Origin of the sequence: Arthrobacter sp. AFG20 (genome assembly GCF_002892795.1) — a bacterium.
In the GTDB taxonomy this organism is placed as follows: domain Bacteria; phylum Actinomycetota; class Actinomycetes; order Actinomycetales; family Micrococcaceae; genus Arthrobacter.
Window position 1 is genome coordinate 159300 of sequence record NZ_PJMC01000004.1, and the last position, 18511, is coordinate 177810.

General features: G+C 66.0%; 17 protein-coding genes. 4 read left to right on the top strand and 13 right to left on the bottom strand.

All coding sequences use genetic code 11. The features are described 5' to 3' along the window. Window positions 1–15: 15 nt before the first annotated feature. The 3 genes from CXZ05_RS06075 to CXZ05_RS06085 are packed head-to-tail and all read right to left on the bottom strand — an operon-like array spanning window position 16 to window position 3024. Window positions 16–1551 carry a bifunctional diguanylate cyclase/phosphodiesterase gene (locus tag CXZ05_RS06075; RefSeq protein WP_102971723.1) on the bottom strand — a complete coding sequence of 512 codons (1536 nt, stop codon included), beginning with the start codon at window positions 1549–1551 and terminating at the stop codon, window positions 16–18. After that, entirely contained in the window at window positions 1541–1957 is a 417-nt protein-coding gene (locus tag CXZ05_RS06080) for a hypothetical protein (protein WP_146033058.1), read from the bottom strand. The genes CXZ05_RS06075 and CXZ05_RS06080 overlap by 11 nt, the downstream gene beginning before the upstream one ends. After that, entirely contained in the window at window positions 1957–3024 is a 1068-nt protein-coding gene (locus CXZ05_RS06085; protein ID WP_258006465.1) for a hypothetical protein, read from the bottom strand. The genes CXZ05_RS06080 and CXZ05_RS06085 overlap by 1 nt, the downstream gene beginning before the upstream one ends. Window positions 3025–3236: 212 nt before the next feature. Between CXZ05_RS06085 and CXZ05_RS23030 the strand changes: the two genes are divergently transcribed. Beyond that, window positions 3237–3395 (top strand): hypothetical protein, encoded by a 159-nt coding sequence (locus tag CXZ05_RS23030; protein WP_180987291.1) that lies wholly within the window; start codon window positions 3237–3239, stop codon window positions 3393–3395. Between the two features lie 86 nt (window positions 3396–3481). Here the strand turns inward: CXZ05_RS23030 and CXZ05_RS06090 are convergent, their stop codons facing one another. Continuing rightward, the gene (locus CXZ05_RS06090) at window positions 3482–5179 is read right to left on the bottom strand and encodes a cell wall metabolism sensor histidine kinase WalK (protein ID WP_102971726.1); all 1698 of its coding nucleotides are present in this window, start codon (window positions 5177–5179) and stop codon (window positions 3482–3484) included. 133 nt (window positions 5180–5312) lie between these two features. Here CXZ05_RS06090 and CXZ05_RS06095 point away from each other — a divergent pair, with 133 nt between their 5' ends. Further along, on the top strand, window positions 5313–5687 hold the full coding sequence (locus tag CXZ05_RS06095; protein ID WP_102971727.1) for an STAS/SEC14 domain-containing protein: 375 nt from the start codon (window positions 5313–5315) through the stop codon (window positions 5685–5687). Window positions 5688–5724: 37 nt separating this feature from the next. Here the strand turns inward: CXZ05_RS06095 and CXZ05_RS06100 are convergent, their stop codons facing one another. From CXZ05_RS06100 to CXZ05_RS06115, 4 genes are all read right to left on the bottom strand, one after another. Continuing rightward, entirely contained in the window at window positions 5725–6531 is an 807-nt protein-coding gene (locus CXZ05_RS06100) for a class I SAM-dependent methyltransferase (RefSeq protein ID WP_102971905.1), read from the bottom strand. 174 nt (window positions 6532–6705) lie between these two features. After that, window positions 6706–9267 (bottom strand): hypothetical protein, encoded by a 2562-nt coding sequence (locus tag CXZ05_RS06105; protein WP_102971728.1) that lies wholly within the window; start codon window positions 9265–9267, stop codon window positions 6706–6708. Window positions 9268–9274: 7 nt separating this feature from the next. Continuing rightward, window positions 9275–10015 carry a peptidoglycan-binding protein gene (locus tag CXZ05_RS06110; RefSeq protein WP_258006466.1) on the bottom strand — a complete coding sequence of 247 codons (741 nt, stop codon included), beginning with the start codon at window positions 10013–10015 and terminating at the stop codon, window positions 9275–9277. Between the two features lie 198 nt (window positions 10016–10213). Further along, window positions 10214–12454, bottom strand: a complete 2241-nt coding sequence (locus tag CXZ05_RS06115; RefSeq protein WP_102971729.1) for a S9 family peptidase — start codon at window positions 12452–12454, stop codon at window positions 10214–10216. Between the two features lie 630 nt (window positions 12455–13084). Between CXZ05_RS06115 and CXZ05_RS06125 the strand changes: the two genes are divergently transcribed. Then, the gene (locus CXZ05_RS06125; RefSeq protein WP_102971731.1) at window positions 13085–13423 is read left to right on the top strand and encodes a hypothetical protein; all 339 of its coding nucleotides are present in this window, start codon (window positions 13085–13087) and stop codon (window positions 13421–13423) included. Between the two features lie 156 nt (window positions 13424–13579). Here the strand turns inward: CXZ05_RS06125 and ctaD are convergent, their stop codons facing one another. The 3 genes from ctaD to CXZ05_RS06140 form a co-directional block, all read right to left on the bottom strand. After that, window positions 13580–15331: a cytochrome c oxidase subunit I gene (ctaD, locus tag CXZ05_RS06130; protein WP_102971732.1), complete on the bottom strand. Its 1752-nt coding sequence runs from the start codon at window positions 15329–15331 to the stop codon at window positions 13580–13582. Between the two features lie 130 nt (window positions 15332–15461). Next, window positions 15462–15926 carry a DUF4383 domain-containing protein gene (locus CXZ05_RS06135; RefSeq protein ID WP_102971733.1) on the bottom strand — a complete coding sequence of 155 codons (465 nt, stop codon included), beginning with the start codon at window positions 15924–15926 and terminating at the stop codon, window positions 15462–15464. 77 nt (window positions 15927–16003) lie between these two features. Continuing rightward, on the bottom strand, window positions 16004–16372 hold the full coding sequence (locus CXZ05_RS06140) for a LuxR family transcriptional regulator (protein ID WP_102971734.1): 369 nt from the start codon (window positions 16370–16372) through the stop codon (window positions 16004–16006). A gap of 110 nt (window positions 16373–16482) precedes the next feature. On the opposite strand from CXZ05_RS06140, the gene CXZ05_RS06145 reads away from it, so the two are divergent. Continuing rightward, window positions 16483–17391, top strand: coding sequence for an FRG domain-containing protein (locus tag CXZ05_RS06145; protein WP_102971735.1), 909 nt, complete (start codon window positions 16483–16485; stop codon window positions 17389–17391). Here the strand turns inward: CXZ05_RS06145 and CXZ05_RS06150 are convergent. Next, complete coding sequence (locus tag CXZ05_RS06150; protein ID WP_102971736.1) at window positions 17385–17801, bottom strand: CBS domain-containing protein; 417 nt, start codon at window positions 17799–17801, stop codon at window positions 17385–17387. The two genes, CXZ05_RS06145 and CXZ05_RS06150, sit on opposite strands and share 7 nt — an antisense overlap. A 160-nt stretch (window positions 17802–17961) precedes the next feature. Further along, complete coding sequence (locus CXZ05_RS06155) at window positions 17962–18384, bottom strand: hypothetical protein (RefSeq protein WP_102971737.1); 423 nt, start codon at window positions 18382–18384, stop codon at window positions 17962–17964. Between the last annotated feature and the right edge of the window lie 127 nt (window positions 18385–18511).

Below are 18511 nucleotides of genomic sequence, written 5' to 3' on the forward strand. Positions count from 1 at the left end.
CGCAGTCAACAGTCCTCAGCCGGGCCAAACGTCCTGTCGGGCCAGGCGGTCAGTGAACTCGGCGGCGGGGAGGGGGCGGCTGAAGTAGTAGCCCTGCCCGCTGATGCAGCCCGTGCTGCGGAGGTGCTCGGCCTGCTCCGCGTTCTCGACGCCCTCCCACACAGCCTCAAGCCCGCAGGCCCGGATGAGTTGGTGGATGGCGGCGATCAGGGCCGGCTGCGCGGGGTCGCTACCGAGGGCGGTGAGCAGTGTCCGGTCCACCTTGACCCGGTCCACGGGCAGGCGCCGGAGGTAGCTGATGGACGAGTACCCGGTGCCGAAGTCGTCGATCTCCAAGCCCACGCCCAGCTTCCGGAGGCTGGCGAGCGTGTACCTGTCGAGCTCGTTGCCTTGGATGATCGCGCCTTCCGTGAGCTCCAGGACCAGGAGGGCCGGCTCGAGGTCCGCGGCGGTGAGCGCTTCCCGGACGTCCTCAATGAATTGGAGCCGCTGAAGGTCCGCCGCCGTAATGTTGATGCGCATGTCGAAGTCGTGTCGGCTGGTTGCGGAGGACGTTCGCCAGAGCCGGAGCTGCTCCACCGCATTCTTCAGCACCCAGTTGCCAAGCTCCGAGATCAGGCCGGTTTCCTCGGCGACGGGGATGAACTCGTCCGGCATGATCAGGCCGCGCTTGGGGTGTCTCCAGCGGATCAGGGCCTCCACGCCTTCGATTTTGCCTGAGGCAAGTTCGATGACCGGCTGGTAGTACAGCACCAGCTGGTCGGTGGCGATAGCCTCGCGCAGCTCCCCCACCAGCTGGTTGCGGAGCTGCCGGGCATGCAGCATGGCCGGTTCGAACACGCGCAGCTTGTTGCGGCCGTCGGCCTTGGAGGCGTACATCGCGATGTCCGCCTCCATCAGCAGTTCCTCCGATGTCTCGCCGGGATCCGCAATCCGAAGCCCCAGGCTCGCGCCGCAACGGATGGTTTTGCCGTCCACTTGAAGGGTTCCGTTGAGCGAATCCAGGATCCGGTTTCCGACGGCGGCCGCCTTGGCCGGCGTGGTGGCAGGGAGCAGGACGGCGAACTCGTCGCCGCCCAGCCGGGCCACCATGTCGCCGTCGCGCACGCACGAGCGGATCCGTGCCCCCACAGTGGCCAGCACCTGGTCGCCCATGGAGTGGCCGTACGAATCATTGATGCTCTTGAATGCGTCCAGGTCCAGCAGCAGCAGCGCCGGCGGAAGCCCGCCGTCGGCCACCTCTGCCTGGGCCGCGTTGACGGCGCTGACCAGCGCCGACCGGTTGTAGAGTCCCGTCAGCGAATCGGTGAGCGCCATCTGCTGCAGCTCTTCGTGCGCTGCGTTGAGCATGCGCGTGCGCAATTCCACGCGCTGCTCGAGCTCCTGGTAGATGATCTGCAGGTCCTCGGCGAGCAGGTTGGTGCCCATGATCACCGCGTCCAGCTCGTCCCTGGCCTCGGAAATTTCAATGCGCGAGTGGAGTTCCCCGGCTGCCAGGCGGACGATTCCGTCGAGCAGCTTCCCGAGCCGGGGATCGTCGTTAGAGAACATCGTCAAGGCGGCCCAACCAGTCGAGGGCGTCGTTTTCCGCGGTGAAATAGCGGGCCGGCACGGAGCTGAATTCGCCGCCCAGCAGAAAGTGCCCCAGCAGCCTGTCCACCGGGGATTCACCCAGGATCGCCCAGGCGGATACCGACGGGATCGCTGCGTACGCAGCCCGTGCCGCGCGGGTCACGGAGGCCACTCCCGTCAGTTCAAGTACGACGGCGACCCTCCGGTCGCCGGCCAGCTCGCCGAGGCGGGTGTGCAGTTGGGCGGCCGCAGTCTCGTTCAGGTGCGCGCCGGGCGGGAGGACCGCCTTGACGGCAAGGTCGGGCAACACAGTGAAGACGGCAGCGGCGGGAGGCGCCCCGGGCTGCAGCGGCGCGGCACCGGGAAACACTCTGGCTTCTGGCATTACCCCCCCTGGAGAAATTGCTGTTGGCGCCGGTCCGAAGGCTCCGCTGAGGCGATGAAACCACGGACGGTGGCGCTACGCTCCGGTGCAGCAGCTGTATCGAACAGCGTAGCGGCATCGTCAAGCATCTGCAGCGATTCCGGTTCGTGTCCCTGCGCCATCAGTGCCTTGCCCAGGATGAAGGTGGCTTCCGCCGCGGTTTGGGTGGCAAGGATGGGAAACTTGCTGCGAAGCGGGGTCAGGAGGCTGATTGCCGTTTCCATGTCCCCGGTGAGGTAGCACCAGTGGGCACGGACCAGTGACATCTCAAGGATGTCCCGTTCGCTGCCGCCCACCACTTCGGTGGCAAGTTCCGCGCGTTCGATGCAGCGCAGCGTTGCGGCGTCGGCCAGCTTGGCCTGCAGTCGCATTTCCGCAGAGGCGCGGTTGAAGCGAGCCCACAGGGCGACGTCCTGCGAGGGGGAGAGTTTGCCCGCGGCCAGGTCGTGGTAGTGGCCGCCTTCACCAACCCGGGTGCTGAGGAACGCGACGTTGCCAATCACCCAGTAGGCCTTGCCAGCCGTATCTTCATCCACGTGGTCGGTGAGCAGCGACTCCAGGTCCATGCACTCCTGCCAGGCGTCCTCGAGCCGGCCACTTTCCGCGAGGGCGGCGATCAGGGCCTGCTGGGCGTGAATGTGCAGGTATACATTTTCGAAGTCGCCGGCCACCAGCCCGGCCGCGGTGGAAGCTGCATCCACTGCTTCGTGGAGCCGGCCAAGGCCCTGCAGTGAATGCGCCAGCAGCATTGCTGCCCGGGCACCCAGATCGGGGGCCGAACCCGCAACCGGGTGGGCCGCGAGTTCCGCGGCGAGCTTTTGGCACTCCTGCATGGCGCCCTGGTCCCGCAGGCATTCGGCCTGCAACAGGACCATTTTCCACCAGCGCAGCTCGTCGCCGGCCTCGCGGGCCAGTTCCGCGGCGTGCCCGGCCTGATCGTGTCCGGCGGTGTAGTCCCGCCGCTTCCAGCTTTCGCGCGCAGCCAGCTCTGCAATCACGAACGGGGACAGGTCACGCTGCATAGGCATGCTCCCAATTATGCATAATCTCGTCCGCGGAAGGCCGAGGTACAAGGCAGAACAAGGGTTGTTACGGCGATTGCAAGAGCGGTCGGGAAAAACATGGCAAATCCTTCGGAATTGACAGGATTTGACTTGACCAAACCTTGATCTGATGACCGTATACTGTCGCCGTAATGTGCAATTCGGTTTACAGCTACAAACAACGAAAGGGACAGCGGATGAAGAAACTTGCCGCAACACTTGTTATGACCGGCATCCTTGCAGTCGCAGGCTTCGCTGCTCCTGCCAATGCGGCGTCGAAGGACAAGGACGTCTCCACGTCCTCGACTTCGAGCTCCGAGGTCAATTACGCCAGCGTCGGCTGGTGGCCCCACTAGGACTGGCCCCTGGCCGAGCAAAATTGCGAAAGCCGCCCCGGACCCTAATGGCCCGGGGCGGCTTTCGTTTGGGCTCAGCCGGTTGTTTAGGCGTCGGGCGTGGGGCCGCCGGACCCTGCGTCGTCGTCGTCCCCGGCCTGGGGCCCGTCCACCGGAAGGGTCACGGATACGGTGGTTCCCTTGCCCAGAACGGACGAAAGGTCCAGTGAGCCGCCATGGCGGCGGACGATGTCCTGTGCGATGGCGAGTCCCAGACCGCTTCCCGGGATGGCCGCAGAGGAAGCATTGGATGCCCGGTAGAAACGCGTGAACACCTGGGCGATTTCCTGATCGGGAATCCCCACCCCTGTGTCCGTGATGCTCACGGCGGCGCAGGGGCTCCCGCCGGCGGAGTCAGCGGACATGAAGGTGATGCTGATCCGCCCGCCATGGGGGGTGAACTTGATGGCGTTCGCCACGATGTTGGTGAAGACCTGCTCCAGCTGGGCCTCGTCGGCCTGGACCTTGACGTCCTCGTGCGAGTCGGCGCCGGCGATGGTGACGTTCCGCGACTCGGCGAGCGGGCGCAGTGCGGCCACAACGATCCGCAGGACCTGGCCGAGCTCCACCTGCTTGAGGTTCAGGGTGCCGGGGGTGTCTTGCTGGGAGACCGTGAGCATGTCCTCGATCAGCCGTCGGAGGCGGTCGGAGTTCCGCGAGATGACGTCCATCATGGATTCGATGCCCGCGGGAACGGGGCCCCCGGCTCCATCGCGGATCATGTCGAGGTAGGCCGTGATGGACGTGAGCGGCGTGCGGAGCTCGTGGTTGACCGTGGCGAGGAAGTCTGTCTTGGCCTTGTCCAGTTCCCGGAGCTGCTGCAGCACCTGCAACTGGGCGCTGATCAGGTGGCCCTGGATGAGGCTGTGGGCGAGGTTGCCGGCGACGTGCTGGATAAGGGCGATCTCGGCCCTGGTCCAGTCGCGGGGTCCCGCCACCTGCGCCATCCAGACGATGCCCAGGGCCGTCTCGCCTTCTCCGACGGGCAAGGCAACCGACGCGCGGACCCGGCCCAGGCCGGACCACTCACGCAATCCCTCGGCCAGTGCTGCCGATTGTTCGGCCTGGTGGTCCGGAACCGCGAGGGCCTCGGCCGCCGACCACAGGGACGTCGTCTGCTCCCGGGCTGCATCCTCGAAGGACCCGAGCGTGTCTGGCAATTTGGCGTGGCCGGGCAGGCACCACTGGGCGCTGATCCTTGGCACGCGCGAATCCTGGAAGGTGGTGAACCAGACGTGGTCCACCCCAAGGGATTCCCCGAAGCCGCGGACCAGGTGCCCCGCCATCTGCTGGGGACTATTGGTGCCGCGGATGGCGGCCGAGACGTTGCGGAGGCTTTCGCGCAGAAACTCGGCTTCAGCACGGATGCGGCGGCGTTCCCGGGCCCGGCCAATGAGCGTTTCCACCCGATGGGTCAGCTCCCGGGCGGCGGCGTCATAAGCGATGTAGTCGGCGATGCCCCAAGGTTCGAGCTGGGCTAGGTCGAAGTCGCCGGCGAGGTCCACCAGCAGCAGCACCGGGGTGCCCTCCCACGCGTACCCGTCCGTCAGTTCGGTATCAAGAAGTACGACGGCGGCGCTGTTGCCTTCCAGCGCATCGGCGAGTGATCCGGCGTCGGGCGCTTTGCGGACGGTAAAACCCGAATCGGTGAGAACCGACGCCACCGCGTCCAGGCGGGCGGCATCGGTGAGCGCGACCACCGCCTCGCGAGGTGCGGAGGCAAACTCCGCCGGTGCCTGGACCATGTGCCCCCTGTGTTGCGAGTGCCTTTTGAGGCTACCGTGACTTTGGACTCACATTATCAGTCCGCGGAGCGTTGGCCGCGTACGGATGGCTGTACCGTGATACTTGTCCCCTTAGCTACTGCGGAGGTTTGATTTGGATTCCTACAGCACGGGCCGGCGCACGCTGTTCGACCTGGAATTGGATCCCGAAGACCTGCTGCGGCTGACCTGGGCGCGGGACGCCAGCATCACCGAGGCCGATGCCGAGGCCGCCATGGAGAAGGTAAACATCCTTTGCGGTCAGAACCGGCACCCCATGCTCGTGGACATGGCCACGACCGCCGATGTGAGCCGAGGCGCGCGTGCCGTCTTCGGCCGTCCGTGCCAGGCTTCAAGGATCGCGCTGCTCGGCTCGTCTCCGGTGGACCGGGTGATGGCCAACTTCTTCCTGGGCATCAACAAGCTCCCGTGTCCGACGAGGTTTTTCACGTCCGAGGCCGACGCCCTCGCCTGGCTGAAGGTCAGGTAGTCCCAGGTCCTGCTCGCCGGCTGGCTACTTCGCGCCCTCAGCGTGCCTGGAGTACCGCGAAATAGCCCGGGATCTGTTCCGGTCGGTCAGCGGACGTGAGGGGCCGGGTTTCGATGGTGACCGGGCCGTCTTCCACCACATCCCACTGGGCCTCCGGAAAGGCCCGTCTGCGCTGCTCGGCGCCGAAGCGGCCGGGGATGGGCAGGGCGCGGATTGCCTTTTCGAGCGGGCCGGGGATGGAGTGCACCGTCGCACCAAGATGGCTGACGTATTCGACGGGGTTCCCACGGAAGTTGGTCTCGGCCAGGAACACGCGGCCGCGCTTGCCCACGAGCGGGTGCAACTGTCCGGCCAACGCCGCCTGGGCAGGCCGTTTCAGCACGTGGAGGACGCCCCGGATGAAGATGTTGGCTTCACCGGAGAACCCGGCTGCGGCCAAGGCGCCGGCCACTGCACGGGTGCCCGCGGGAGCCGTCATGTCGGCCGCGATGTAGGAGACCCGCTGCAGCCCGTCAGATTCGGCGGCCGCACGGGCGACGGCGTTGGCTGAAACGTCCACCCCCAGAACATACGGAAAGTAGGCGGCAAGCGCGCGGCTGAAGACTCCGCTGCCGCACCCGACATCGACGACGGGAATGTTGGGGTCCAGCTGCCGCGTCAGGTGCTCCAGATACGCCTGCAGCTCGTGGTCACTGCCGGAATCCCACAGCACGTCGCCGCGGGCGCCAGTGGCCCCGACCCGGCCCCAGTACTGGTCCCAGGCAACGCGGGGGTCCTTTGGCGCGTTGGAGGACAGCTTCACCAGTTTCGGAAGCAGCAGGTATTTCTTGAGCGCCGAGAGCATCATTTAAATATATGTTGCCTGGGACACGTCGCCGTTCAGCGGGAACCCCGTGGCTGGCGTCTCGTCATCTAGCCGCTCAAACCGTTGTCTGGGTCTCCTGGGTCCACCAATTGCCCAAAATGGCCGCCCGGTCTCAGGCGGCCATTTTCGGCGAAACGACGACTTGCCGCGGCCCTACGGGCCTGCCGGGTCCTGCGCCGGTGACGCGGGCACGGTGCTGGCAGGAGCCGTAGCCGCCGGGGCCGGCTCCGCACCTGTGGGGGCTGGGGCGGGAACGGCGGGGACCGGCGTCGTTCCCGTTCCCGGTGCGGGAACCGCGGGGTCCGCCGTCGTTCCTGGCGACGGGGCACCCGGCGATGCTGCTCCCGACGACTGGACGCCCGGCGACTGAACACCCGGCGCGGCCGGCTGACCCGGCGTCGGTTCATCCGGCCGGGATCCGGAGTCCGGGTCAGACCCGTCGCTGGTTCCGGGCGACGGCGATGATCCCGGTGACGGAGTGCCGGTGCCGGTTTGGGGCTTGGCGCTGGGATCGGTCCGGATGATCTCCATTAGCTGTGCCTTGTATGCGCTTAATCGATCCTCGATTTCGGACAGGGGAACGCCCTGCAGGGTGCGTCCGAACTCGGCGATCTCGCGCCACAGCGTATTGAGCCTGGCCGTGCCGTCGGTGCTGAGCGGTCCGTCCAGGGTGAGCACCAGTTGGCTGGCCAGGGCGTACGTCAGGCAGCGGACGCAGTTGTAGTTCGCGGCGGCGGAAAGGTTCTCGGGCACCACCACGTCCGCCTGGCCCACGATCAGGACCACCTGGAACCCGACGGCCACAGCCGCGCAGTCCGTGCAACTGGCGAAGGCATAGGCCTCGTTGCGGGTATTCACCGGCCCGTCCTCGGCCCACACCAGCGCGAACGCGACGTCGTAGCTGACGGAGCCGTCGGTCGTGTTCACGGCGAGGGCCTGGTTGCCGTTCTCCTCCGGGGCCGGGGGCTTGTCGAAGGGGAAGACCCATGACGGCGGCGCGGCGTCGCCAGATGCCGTACCCGGACCTTGGTCTCCGTCCGGGGCCGGTTGGCCCTGGCCCCGGTCCGTTTGGCCGGGCGGGGACGCGGGTGCCGCGCCTTGCCTCGGCACGAGCACCATGCTGAGCTGCGGCTGCTCCCGCGTGGGCAGCGCGGTGCCGTCCGGCCAGAGCGCCACCGTCTGCCCCGTCCGGCCCGCGTGAAGGACTCCGTCCCTACCGGCTAAGACGGGATAGACGGCGGCCGTGGCATCGACGAGCGTCCCGCGTTCGTAGGGCTGCACCGGGCGGTAGCTGTCGGGCAGCGGCCACCACGCCCACGCCAGCCCGGCGGCGACGGCGCCCACCGCTGCCAAGGCGGTCGCGCGCTGCAGCGGCCTGCCCCGGGTTTTGGTCCAGAGTCCCGTGAGGAGTTGCCGCGCCAGCCGTAGCAGCATGTACACCACGCCCACCACGGGAAGGACGACGGCGGCAATCGCCAGGACGCGCACGGCACCGTCGGCGAAGTTCCCACTCGCAAGGCTTCCGGACAGAAGGCCCTGCTGATGCTGCAGGCTCGCCCACGCCGTGCCCAGGAGTCGCGGGAAGGAGACGACCATCAGCACCAGGCTGAGCAGCAGCAGGGGGACGGTGACCAGGACCCAGACCGTGATGACGGCGCGCGCCCACGGCTTGAGGGCCTGTGCCTCGGGGGCAGGCTTGCCCCAGCGCCAGGGCAGGAGCCCGAGCAGCGTGGGCCGGATCCGCTGGAAGAGGTCGGGCACGCCGGTGGCGTCGGCAAGGATGTGGTAGCCGTCGAAGCGGACCAGGGGCAGGAGCTGGCGCACCATCTGCAGGATCTGTGTGAGCACCACCAGGAGCAGCGCATCGAAACCTGTGGCCCACCAGACACCCATGGTGGCGATCGCGACGATGGCGTTGAAGTACAGGCCGCCCATATCCGTGCGAAGCCTGCCGCCACGCCCCAGCCTGTAGGAGTCGGTAACATCCGTGTAGAAGGCTGGCCAGACGAGGTACAGCCCGGCACCCATCGCGCCGGGAGTGGCACCGCCGCGGCGTGCTGCCGCCGCATGGCCGAATTCGTGAAAGCCTGCCGACAGGACCGTGACGGCGAAAATCAGCAGGAGCAGCCACGGGTTCGCGAAGGCGTCATGTGTGGCCGAGGCCAGGCCTTTGACCATCAAAACCCACCAGCACGATGCCAGGAATCCCGCGGCGACAACTGCCACGATCAGCGGATTGAACAGCACAGCGAACGGTGCCGTCAGCTTCCGGGTCCGCTCCGGGTCCGTGACGGTGTACCGGAACCGCATGCCCAGCAGCGGATCCGCTCGTCTGACCTCCGGCTGTGACCCGTCCGCCAGCTGCAGCAGACCGAGCGGCAGCAGCTGCCCCTCGATCAGCGTCCTGACGTTGTCTCCGCTGATGAGCCGGCCGGACCGCGTGCTGGCAACCTCGGCGATCCCATCCATGTCACGGGCACCGTCGATGGCTTCGAGGACGTGAAAAAGCAGCCGGGTGAGCTGGATGGTCTGGCCGTCGGCGCGGCGGACCAGCGAGGGGGCCTCCCGGTAGCCGGACCCCTTCGCCTCGCCGATGAGCTGCATTCCCGCCGCCCGCACCGGCACGTCGGCGTTTCTGTCTCGGCCGATTACGACGGCGCTAGGGGAGACTGGCGGGCCGTCCACGCCGGACGGCCCGCTGCGTTTAGTGCTCATGCAGGGACTACTGCTGCAGATCAGACTGCTGATCTGCCGATGCGGTCGCCTCGCCGTCGATGTCCTGCGTGATGATGGCGTCCTGCTGGGCCACGGCGAAGGCGTCGCTGTCGATCGAGCCGATGTTGGCTGCAACTGCGGCGTCGATCGGCGCGGCAACGTTGGCGTTCGCGGCCACGGCGCCGTTGATCGGGGCGGCGATGTCGGCGTCGGCCGCGAGATCCACGTTGACATTGAGCAGGTCTCCGTCGAGGGCATCGGCAGGATCGACAGGAAGGGCGCCGACACCTGTGCCGTCGGGAAGCGTGCCGTCGGGAAGCGTGCCGTCGGGCAGCGTGCCATCGGGCAGCGCGCCGCCGTCGATGACGCTGTCCGAGGTGCTGTCGGGAGTACCGCCGTCGATGTTCCCGCCTTCAACACCCGACCCCTGGGTGATGGTGCTGTCCTGCACGGAGTCTGCCGTGGCATCCGCCGTGATTCCCTGGTCGATGATGACGCCCTGGTCGGCGAGGGCCTGCGATTCCGACCCGAAGGACAGGATGTTGGCCGAGGCCGCCGCATCAATCGGGGCTGCGACGTTGGCGTTGGCCGCAACGGCGAGGTCGATCGGCGCGGCGGCGCTGACGCCAAGGTCGAGGTCGGCGTTGAGGTCGAGTACGGACGCCACTTCCTTGTCCGGCAGGGCAGTGCCCGCCTGCGCATTGAGTTCGTCGTCGGAAAGCGGGGTCAATCCCTGTTCATTGCTCACGCTATGCTCCAGTTCCGGCGTCGGATTCCCCGCCCCCAGCGGACAGGTGCACCGAGCCCGTATGCCCGTCAATAGTAAGCAGGATTACTATTTCCTGGAAACACCCCAGCGCGGGCAGGAATCCCCGAAAACCCCGTCCGTTGCTCCGAGGATGCCCTTCTGAGCGTTCAAAAGGGCACTTCCGGAGCAATGGATCCGCTATTTCAGGCCGGCGCCGGGCAGCAGCTCCGTGGCCCCCAGCGAATCCGCGATGAAGCCGTAGTCCCAGGCCCGCTCGCGCCACTGCACATAGCGGCCCGAGGCCCCGCCATGGCCACCGTCCATTTCAATCTTCATGACGATCGGCTCACTGCCCGTGGTCTTGTTCCGCAGTTCCTGCACCCACTTGGCCGGCTCCACGTAGAGCACACGGGTGTCGTTGAAGGACGTGACCGCCGCGATCTTCGGATAGGCCACCTCGCGGACGTTCTCGTACGGGGTGTACGACTTCATGTACTCATACACCGCGGGATCGGTGATCGGATTGCCCCATTCCTCCCATTCAAGGGCCGACAGCGGCAGCTCCGGGTCCAGAATGCTGGTGAGGGGATCCACGAACGGAACCTGCGCCACGATGGCGGTGTACTTCTCCGGAGCGAGGTTGGCCACCGCGCCCATGAGCAGGCCGCCCGCGGATCCGCCCAGCGCGGCGATCCGGTCCGGTGCCACCCAGCCGGACTGCGCCAGCCAGTCTGTGGCCGCAATGAAGTCTGTGAACGTGTTTTTCTTGCTGAGCTTCTTGCCGTCCTCGTACCAGTGCCGGCCGAGTTCGCCGCCGCCGCGGATGTGGGCGATGACGAACACAACGCCGCGGTCCAGCAGTGAAAGCCGGGCGATGCCGAAGCCCGGGTCCATGCTCAGCTCGTATGAGCCGTAGCCATAGACCAGGCCGGCCGCCGTCGAATCCCGGGCAACGGCTTTGTGCCGCAGCACCGAGAGGGGGACCTGGGTGCCGTCGGCGGCCTCGGCCCACTCGCGGGTGGCCACGTAATCCGAGCCGTCGTAGCCGCCCAGCACGGGACTTTCCTTGCGCAGCAGCAGTTCGCCGGCCGGCCGCTCCGGCGTGGGCAGGACGAAGTCGTACACGCGCGACGGGGTGAAGTAGGACGTGTAGCCCAGCCGGATGACGGGAGCTTCGTAGTCGGAGCCGCCGACCCCCGAGGTGTACAGCTCCTCGTCAAATGCAGGCTCCACCGGAGCCTGCTGGGCGGCAGTGCCCAGCCCGGACAGGGGCATCACCTGGACGCGCTCGATGGTGTCCTTCCGGATCGAGACCACGAGGTGCGTCGCAGTAACCCCGGCCCCGTTGACCCGGACGTCGTCGGAATGCTCGACGACGGTGCTCCAGTGCTGCTCGGCCAGCGGCTTGGACAGCTCGGCCGGGTCCACCAGCGAGACCATCGAGTTCACGGCGTTCCGGTTGTGGGTGATGAGGATGCGTTCAGTTTTCTGCCCGTCCGGGCCCTCGAGCAGGAACGGTTCGGCCTCGTAAAGCACGCGTTCGTTGCGGGAGATAACGGTGGACAGGCCAGCGCCGGGATCGTCAAAGCGCAGCAGGCGCGTTTCGCTGTACTCGGAGCAGCCGATGCCGAGCACGAGGTGGCGCCGGTCCGAGGAGAGCTCAAAGCCCAGCCACATGGCGGCGTCGTCCTCCTGGTAAATTACCTCATCGTCGGTGACGGGGCTGCCCAGGACGTGGGACTTGACCTGGTACGGCCGCCAGGAATCATCCACCACGGTGTAGAAGATGCGGGTGCCGTCAGGGGAGAAGGAAACCCCGTAGAAGACGTTCTCGATGATGTCCGGCAGCAGTTCGCCGGTCCGCAGGTCCTTGATCCGCAGGGTGAACCGCTCGTCGCCGGAGTTGTCCACGGCGTAGGCGTACAGGTTTCCGTCGATGGTGACGGCGGTGCCGCCCACGGAGAAGAACGGCTTGCCTTCGGCTTCCACATTGCCGTCCAGCAGGACTTCCTCGCCGGGGATCTCGACGCCGGCCTCCACCGCCGGCGGCGTCCAGTCCGCCACCGGATTGCCCGTGCTTTGGGCGCGGACCCGGCACTGGATGCCGTACTCCTTGCCCTCGACGGACCGGCTGAAGTACCACCAGCCGTCCTTGCGGTTCGGAACGGACAGGTCTGTCTCTTTGGTCCGGCCTTTGATCTCCTGGAAGATGGCCTCGCGCAGCGGTTCCTGATGTCCTGTGAGGGCTTCCTGGTAGGCGTTCTCTGCCTTCAGGTGCGCCACGACCTCCTCGGACTCCTTGTCCCGCAGCCACTCATACTGGTCCACAAAGGTGTCCCCATGGTGCGTGCGCTCGGCCGGCACCCTCTTTGCGACGGGCGGCCGGGGCGGAGCAGCGGCGGAGGAGCTTGCGGATTGCTGCAGCGGAGTGTGGGTCATTTCCTCAATATATAGAGCCGCTCGGACATTTGGGCGGCCGTTCGCTACCGGGGGAGAGGTTGGCTTTTTGACGCTCCCGCCCGCAGGCCAAGGCCCTGTCCCAGTTAAGGCGCCGGGCGTATCCTGAACTCGCGTCAGCAATATGGAACCCATACGAGCCTTCGAGGGGGAAGCATGACCATCCCGCCAGTGCATGAACCAGAGCCGTTTCCGCCGGAGCCCGGACCGGATCCGATGCGGCCAGACCCGTCCCGTCCCGCGCCGCCGAACCCCGTTCCCACGCCCGAGCCGCCCGGCCCGCTGCCGGTGCCGGACCCCGGGCCCGAGCCACTGCGCCCTGACCCGACCCGCAGTTAGGCTGCCCGCCCGCCCGTCCGCCCTCGTCGTCGAGCACGTAAAAACGCCCGGCAGCGCGGCTGATGACGCGCAAAACGCCTGAGAATGCGCAAACACCTGAGGATGCGCAAATGGTCCGGCGACGCGGGGATTCCCGCGTCGGCGGACCATTTGTGTGCTTGGGCGCAAATGTTCCATTTCCGCAACATTCGGGATTTTCCTGTTACCTGGGTCACATGCAGGCTAGGGTTAGATCCGGTCGCAGCGTCGCGGCCGCGCATGAGGGGAGAAGTTTTGAACCAGAAGCTCAAGGTACTGGTCCGCGTGGACCTTGACTGCGGTGAGGCTCAGGTCGCCGCCCAGGGACATGTAACCGCCCAAAGCATCCAAGCTCTTTACGTCGTTATGAAGCGCGCCAACCACCTCCGTCAGGGCCTGCAGCTCGTCGTCGATGTCAGCCACGCCCGGGTCGAACCCGTCGCCCTGGAACAGCTGCGGGAATGCTCCAAAACGCACCACCTGCCGCGTTCCATTGATCCGCAGCAGTCCGAATGCAACGTCCGTGTCCTGGCCCCGGCCGACGGCGGTATGGGTGCCGGAGCGCGCCGCTTCCCGGTCGCGGCGGCTGCTTGAGCCGGGCCATAAGTTAGCTGAACTGCGCAGTCGCCGAACCGAACACAGCTACCTGAACTGAACACGTTGAGGCCCCGGATTCCCCTAGGAGTCCGGGGCCTCAGGCTGTGGCGGAAGGTGCTTTCCCCCCAGCGGCCGGTGTCAGGGACCGGCGAGTCAGACGTCCGGGTTCGGGTTCTTCACGTCACGCTCGCCGATGTCTGCAGCGCCCAGAACGTCGGCGGCAGGGGTGTGCACGGCGTCGTGCTCGCGGACGCGCAGCTCGGGATGGTGCAGGTCCAGGGCCGGACGCTCAGAGCGGATGCGCGGCAGGGACGTGAAGTTATGCCGCGGCGGCGGGCAGGACGTGGCCCACTCCAGCGAAGCCCCGAAGCCCCACGGATCGTCGACTTCCACCTTTTCCCGGCTCCTGGCGGTGATGAAGACGTTCCAGAAGAACGGAATCAGCGAGGCGCCCAGCAGGAACGAGCCAAAGGTGGAGAACTGGTTCATGGCCGTGAAGTTGTCCTGGGGCATGTAGTCGGCGTAACGGCGGGGCATGCCTTCAACACCCAGCCAGTGCTGGATGAGGAAAGTGCCATGGAAGCCCAGAAGAAGCATCCAGAAGTGGATCTTGCCGAGGCGTTCGTTGAGCATCTTGCCGGTCCACTTCGGCCACCAGAAGTAGAAGCCGGCGAACATCGCGAACACCACGGTGCCAAAGACCACGTAGTGGAAGTGCGCCACCACGAAGTAGGAGTCGGAGACGTGGAAGTCCAGCGGCGGTGAGGCCAGGATGATGCCGGTCAGGCCGCCGAAGAGGAACGTGATGAGGAAGCCGATGCTCCACAGCATGGGGGTCTCAAACGTCAGCGAACCGCCCCACAGGGTGCCGATCCAGTTAAAGAACTTCACGCCGGTGGGGACTGCGATGAACATGGTCATGAGCGCAAAGAACGGCAGCAGCACGGAGCCGGTGACGTACATGTGGTGCGCCCAGACCGTGGCCGACAGGGCGGCGATGGCGATGGTCGCGTAGACCAGGCCCTTGTAGCCGAAGATCGGCTTGCGGCTGAAGACCGGGAAGATCTCGGACACGATGCCGAAGAACGGCAGCGCGATGATGTACACCTCCGGGTGCCCGAAGAACCAGAACAGATGCTGGAACAGGATCGCCCCGCCGTTCTCGGGGTCGTAGATGTGGGCGCCGAAGCGGCGGTCCGCGCCGACGGCGAACAGCGCGGCGGCCAGCGGCGGGAAGGCCATGATCACCAGCACCGAGGTGATGAAGGTGTTCCAGGTGAAGATCGGCATGCGCCACATGGTCATGCCGGGCGCGCGCATGCAGATGATGGTGGTGATGAAGTTGACCGCGCCGAGGATGGTGCCGAAGCCGGACAGTGCCAGGCCGAAGACCCACAGGTCACCGCCGATGCCCGGTGTAAACGTGGTGTTGTTGAGGGGTGCGTAGACCGTCCATCCGAAGGAGGCGGATCCCTGCGGGGTGATGAAACCGGACACCGCAATCGTTGAGCCGAACAGGAAGAACCAGAAGGCCAGTGCGTTCAGCCGCGGGAACGCGACGTCCGGCGCGCCGATCTGCAGGGGCATGATCACGTTGGTGAAGCCGGCGAACAGCGGTGTGGCGAACATCAGCAGCATCACCGTGCCATGCATGGTGAACATCTGGTTGTACTGCTCTTTCGTCACCAGGACCTGCATGCCGGGTTCGAAGAGTTCGGCGCGGATGAGCAGGGCCATCACGCCGCCGAGGCAGAAGAACACGAAGGACGCGATCAGGTACATGTACCCGATGGTCTTGTGGTCGGTGGAGGTGATCCATTTGACCACCATGCTGCCTTTTCGGCGGGGCACCACGCTGGGAGCCTCAGTGGCGGTGGTGCTGGCTGGTTGCTGATATGCGGTCATCTTCTGCCACTCCCCGGCATCGCGCTTCAACGCCCCGTTTGGTGCGGGGGTGCCGGCAACACCGTGAGCGGTTCACAGAACCGACGGCATCAGGATAGCGCCTGCGGCACCCCCGCAAAAGGTTTACTGGTTAATGGCCCGTGGCGGGACCGTGGACCGTCCTGGTGTTGCGGGACAGCAGCAGGGCCAGTCCGATCATGCCGACGCCCAGCAGGAAGTGCAGCCAGTTGTCAGCCGTGTTGACCGGAACGAAGTTCGCCGCGGTGTCGTGGCCGATCAGCAGGCCATACAGCCACAGGACCAGATAGATGACCCCGCCGTACAGCAGGTAGCTCTTTGCCTGTCCCGGTGTCCGGGCCATGAGCAGGCCGGCCACGCCGAAGAGCAGGTGGACGATGTTGTGCAGGATGGAGACCTGGAAGACGCCCAGAAGCATGGCTTCGGAGGCGGGGCCGGCCATTCCCAGCGACGGGTAGTTCGTGGTGATGCCGGGAATGAAGCCGAGGATGCCGACGAGCAGGAATACTCCTCCGACGGCCTGGGCGGCCCTTTGCAGCCGGGACCTTGCACCGGCCGCGCTGTCCATGGTGGTCATGGCGCCTACTCCTTAGTTGGAATTGGTGAAACGGCTACTGTGATGTGCTCTGCAAGGAAGCCCGTTCTCGGCGGCGCTTAGACCACGGTTTTGTTCCCGCGGCGGCGTCGCCAGACAAAGATGACGATCAGGGTGACAATCAACACCGCCGCGATGACGTACGGGGCGTAGTCGAGACGGTTGGCTTCCGATTCGGCCGGTTCTCCTGTGCCTGGGTTGGCGGGAGGCTCCGACGGGGTTGCGGACGGGGACGACTTTCCGGTGGGCGCCGGCGTTCCGGCTGCATCGGACGTCCCCATCTGGACCGCGACAGCTTGAGCTGCCCCGGCGTGGACAGCCGCTGTTGCGGCCGTCGCGGATGGCCCTGCATAAGACGGCGCAGCGAGCAAAAGCCCGGCACCGGCAAGGGCAAGCACGGCGGTGAAAGTGGCAAGCACTCTGCTCATAGATTCTCCTGCGGTTGTCCGATGCTGGCATGAATATAGTAAGCATGATTAGTATCTGAAGATAAGTACCCGGCGCAAGTTGTGTTGGCGCCAGTCCAAAAGGCGGTTCTGTGGGAAACGGACAGGAAGTCCAGGTTGGAGATCTTCAGGAGCTGATCTTTGCCCTGACCCAGGACCAGTGGCAGCCGTCAGAGGCCAAGTACCGCATCAACATCGCCTACCGCGGCCTCTCCTCGGACGACTATCCGCTGGAGACCGGCCTCGCCAGGCTGCAGGCTGAAGCCGCCGGCGGCCTCGAGCAGCACCTGCTGCGCAATTTCAAGAAGTATGCCCACCGGAATGCCACGCCCGGCGATTCGCTCTGGAACTGGCTCAGCGTTGCGCAGCACCACGGTCTTCCCACCCGCCTGCTCGACTGGACGTTCTCCCCGTATGTCGCACTCCACTTTGCCACCTCGAACCTGCGGGGCTACGGGCGCCCCGGCGTGGTTTGGTGCGTGGACTATGTGGCCGCGCACGAGCTGCTGCCGTCGGGCCTGCGGAGCCATGTGGAGCCGCTGGGCCACGGTCTGTTCACCACGGAGATCCTCACCGCCGCCGCTGAGTCGCTGGAAGCCTTCGATGAGTACAGGTCCGACGACGGCGGCGGCGTCCCGCTGTTCTTCGAACCGCCGTCGCTGGATGACCGGATCGTCAACCAGTCTGCCGTGTTCTCGATCATGACGGATCCGGAGGCTTCGCTGGCGGACTGGCTGGCGGAGCATCCGGAGCTGTACCGCAAGGTGGTGTTTCCGGCTGAGCTGAAATGGGCCATCCGGAACCACCTGGACCAGGCCAACGTCACCGAACGTGTGCTGTTTCCCGGCCTCGACGGGCTGTGCCGCTGGCTCGCCCGCTATTACGGCGACCGCCCCGAGCAGGTGTACCCGGACGCCCAGATTTCCCCCACCGAGCCTGCCGAACCAGAGCCCGCTGATGCCGCCGACGCTCAGCCCGACAGGCAGCCGGACGCTCAGTAGGAGATGAACTCCACCAGTTCGCCCACCCGGTCCTCCGGGTAGTTCCTGGCAATGTCGGCCTGGCTGAGCATTCCGATCAGGTTGTGGCCGTCGATGACCGGCAGCCTGCGCACCTGGTGCTGCTGCATGGTCCTGATGGCTTCCTCGACCGTGTCGTCGGCGCCGATGGTCACGGGCTTGCCCTCGGCGAGATCACCCGCCTTGGTGCTCTTGGGGTCGCCGCCGTCAGCCAGGCACCGGACCACTATGTCCCGGTCGGTGAGCATGCCCTTGAGCCGGTTGTCTTCGCCGCAGATCGGAAGGGAACCAACGTCGAGGTCCTTCATCTTCCTGGCCGCTTGCTCCAGGGTTTCATTGGTGCCGATGCACTCTGCCCCGCCGGTCATGATGTCGCGTGCCAAGATGGACATTGCCGTTCTCCTCACCTTAGTTGCCCGTACGACGGCGGGCTGCCGCCGCTCCCTGCCACTCAGCCCCCGAGTTTTTGTACAGATAATGGCTCCAAAGTGGCAGCTAGCGCCCATTATCTGTACAAAAACTCGGGTGTTGCGGTCAGTGCCGGGTCCTTGTTCAGTCAGGCACTTCCATCTGGAACCCGCAGGCGCAGTGCAGCAGCCGGGTGGGCAGATGCACGTCGTGGATGGTGCGGTGCCGGCCCAGCTCTGAGCCGGCGATGCTGCTGGTTCCCGAGCTGAGCGACGTCATCGGCGCGCCGCAGTGGAAGTATTCGCCGCCGAATTGCAGCACCCCCATCATCTGGCCGTGACGGTTCAACACACCTGCCACGTCGTGGACGCCGGCCGGGTGGGCATAGAAGTTGTCGCATTCGACGCAGGTGTAGGACACGTCCACTAAACCGTCCTGAGGGGGATGAAGGGCCTCGATCGATTCAACGATCAGGTGTTCATCCGTCTGGCACTCGGAACACCACAAGGGGTCGCCGGAGGGACGCTGCGCTTCGCCGGGCAGTTGGGCGTTGGAGATAGTCGTCATTGACGGGCTCCTGGTAAGGGGGCATCGGTGCCCTGCTGCTTGAGCTCAATCCCACGCTTAAAATACTCCCGCCCTGCCGGGCCGGGCAATAGCACCCCCAACCGCGGAGACGCCGCCGGAACAGCCG

Coding starts and splice junctions, on each gene's coding strand:
- CXZ05_RS06075 (WP_102971723.1), bottom strand. CDS start 1,551: ATGTTCTCTAACGACGATCCCCGGCTCGGGAAGCTGCTCGACGGAATC.
- CXZ05_RS06080 (WP_146033058.1), bottom strand. CDS start 1,957: ATGCCAGAAGCCAGAGTGTTTCCCGGTGCCGCGCCGCTGCAGCCCGGG.
- CXZ05_RS06085 (WP_258006465.1), bottom strand. CDS start 3,024: ATGCCTATGCAGCGTGACCTGTCCCCGTTCGTGATTGCAGAGCTGGCT.
- CXZ05_RS23030 (WP_180987291.1), top strand. CDS start 3,237: ATGAAGAAACTTGCCGCAACACTTGTTATGACCGGCATCCTTGCAGTC.
- CXZ05_RS06090 (WP_102971726.1), bottom strand. CDS start 5,179: ATGGTCCAGGCACCGGCGGAGTTTGCCTCCGCACCTCGCGAGGCGGTG.
- CXZ05_RS06100 (WP_102971905.1), bottom strand. CDS start 6,531: ATGCTCTCGGCGCTCAAGAAATACCTGCTGCTTCCGAAACTGGTGAAG.
- CXZ05_RS06105 (WP_102971728.1), bottom strand. CDS start 9,267: ATGAGCACTAAACGCAGCGGGCCGTCCGGCGTGGACGGCCCGCCAGTC.
- CXZ05_RS06115 (WP_102971729.1), bottom strand. CDS start 12,454: ATGACCCACACTCCGCTGCAGCAATCCGCAAGCTCCTCCGCCGCTGCT.
- ctaD (WP_102971732.1), bottom strand. CDS start 15,331: ATGACCGCATATCAGCAACCAGCCAGCACCACCGCCACTGAGGCTCCC.
- CXZ05_RS06135 (WP_102971733.1), bottom strand. CDS start 15,926: ATGACCACCATGGACAGCGCGGCCGGTGCAAGGTCCCGGCTGCAAAGG.
- CXZ05_RS06140 (WP_102971734.1), bottom strand. CDS start 16,372: ATGAGCAGAGTGCTTGCCACTTTCACCGCCGTGCTTGCCCTTGCCGGT.
- CXZ05_RS06150 (WP_102971736.1), bottom strand. CDS start 17,801: ATGTCCATCTTGGCACGCGACATCATGACCGGCGGGGCAGAGTGCATC.
- CXZ05_RS06155 (WP_102971737.1), bottom strand. CDS start 18,384: ATGACGACTATCTCCAACGCCCAACTGCCCGGCGAAGCGCAGCGTCCC.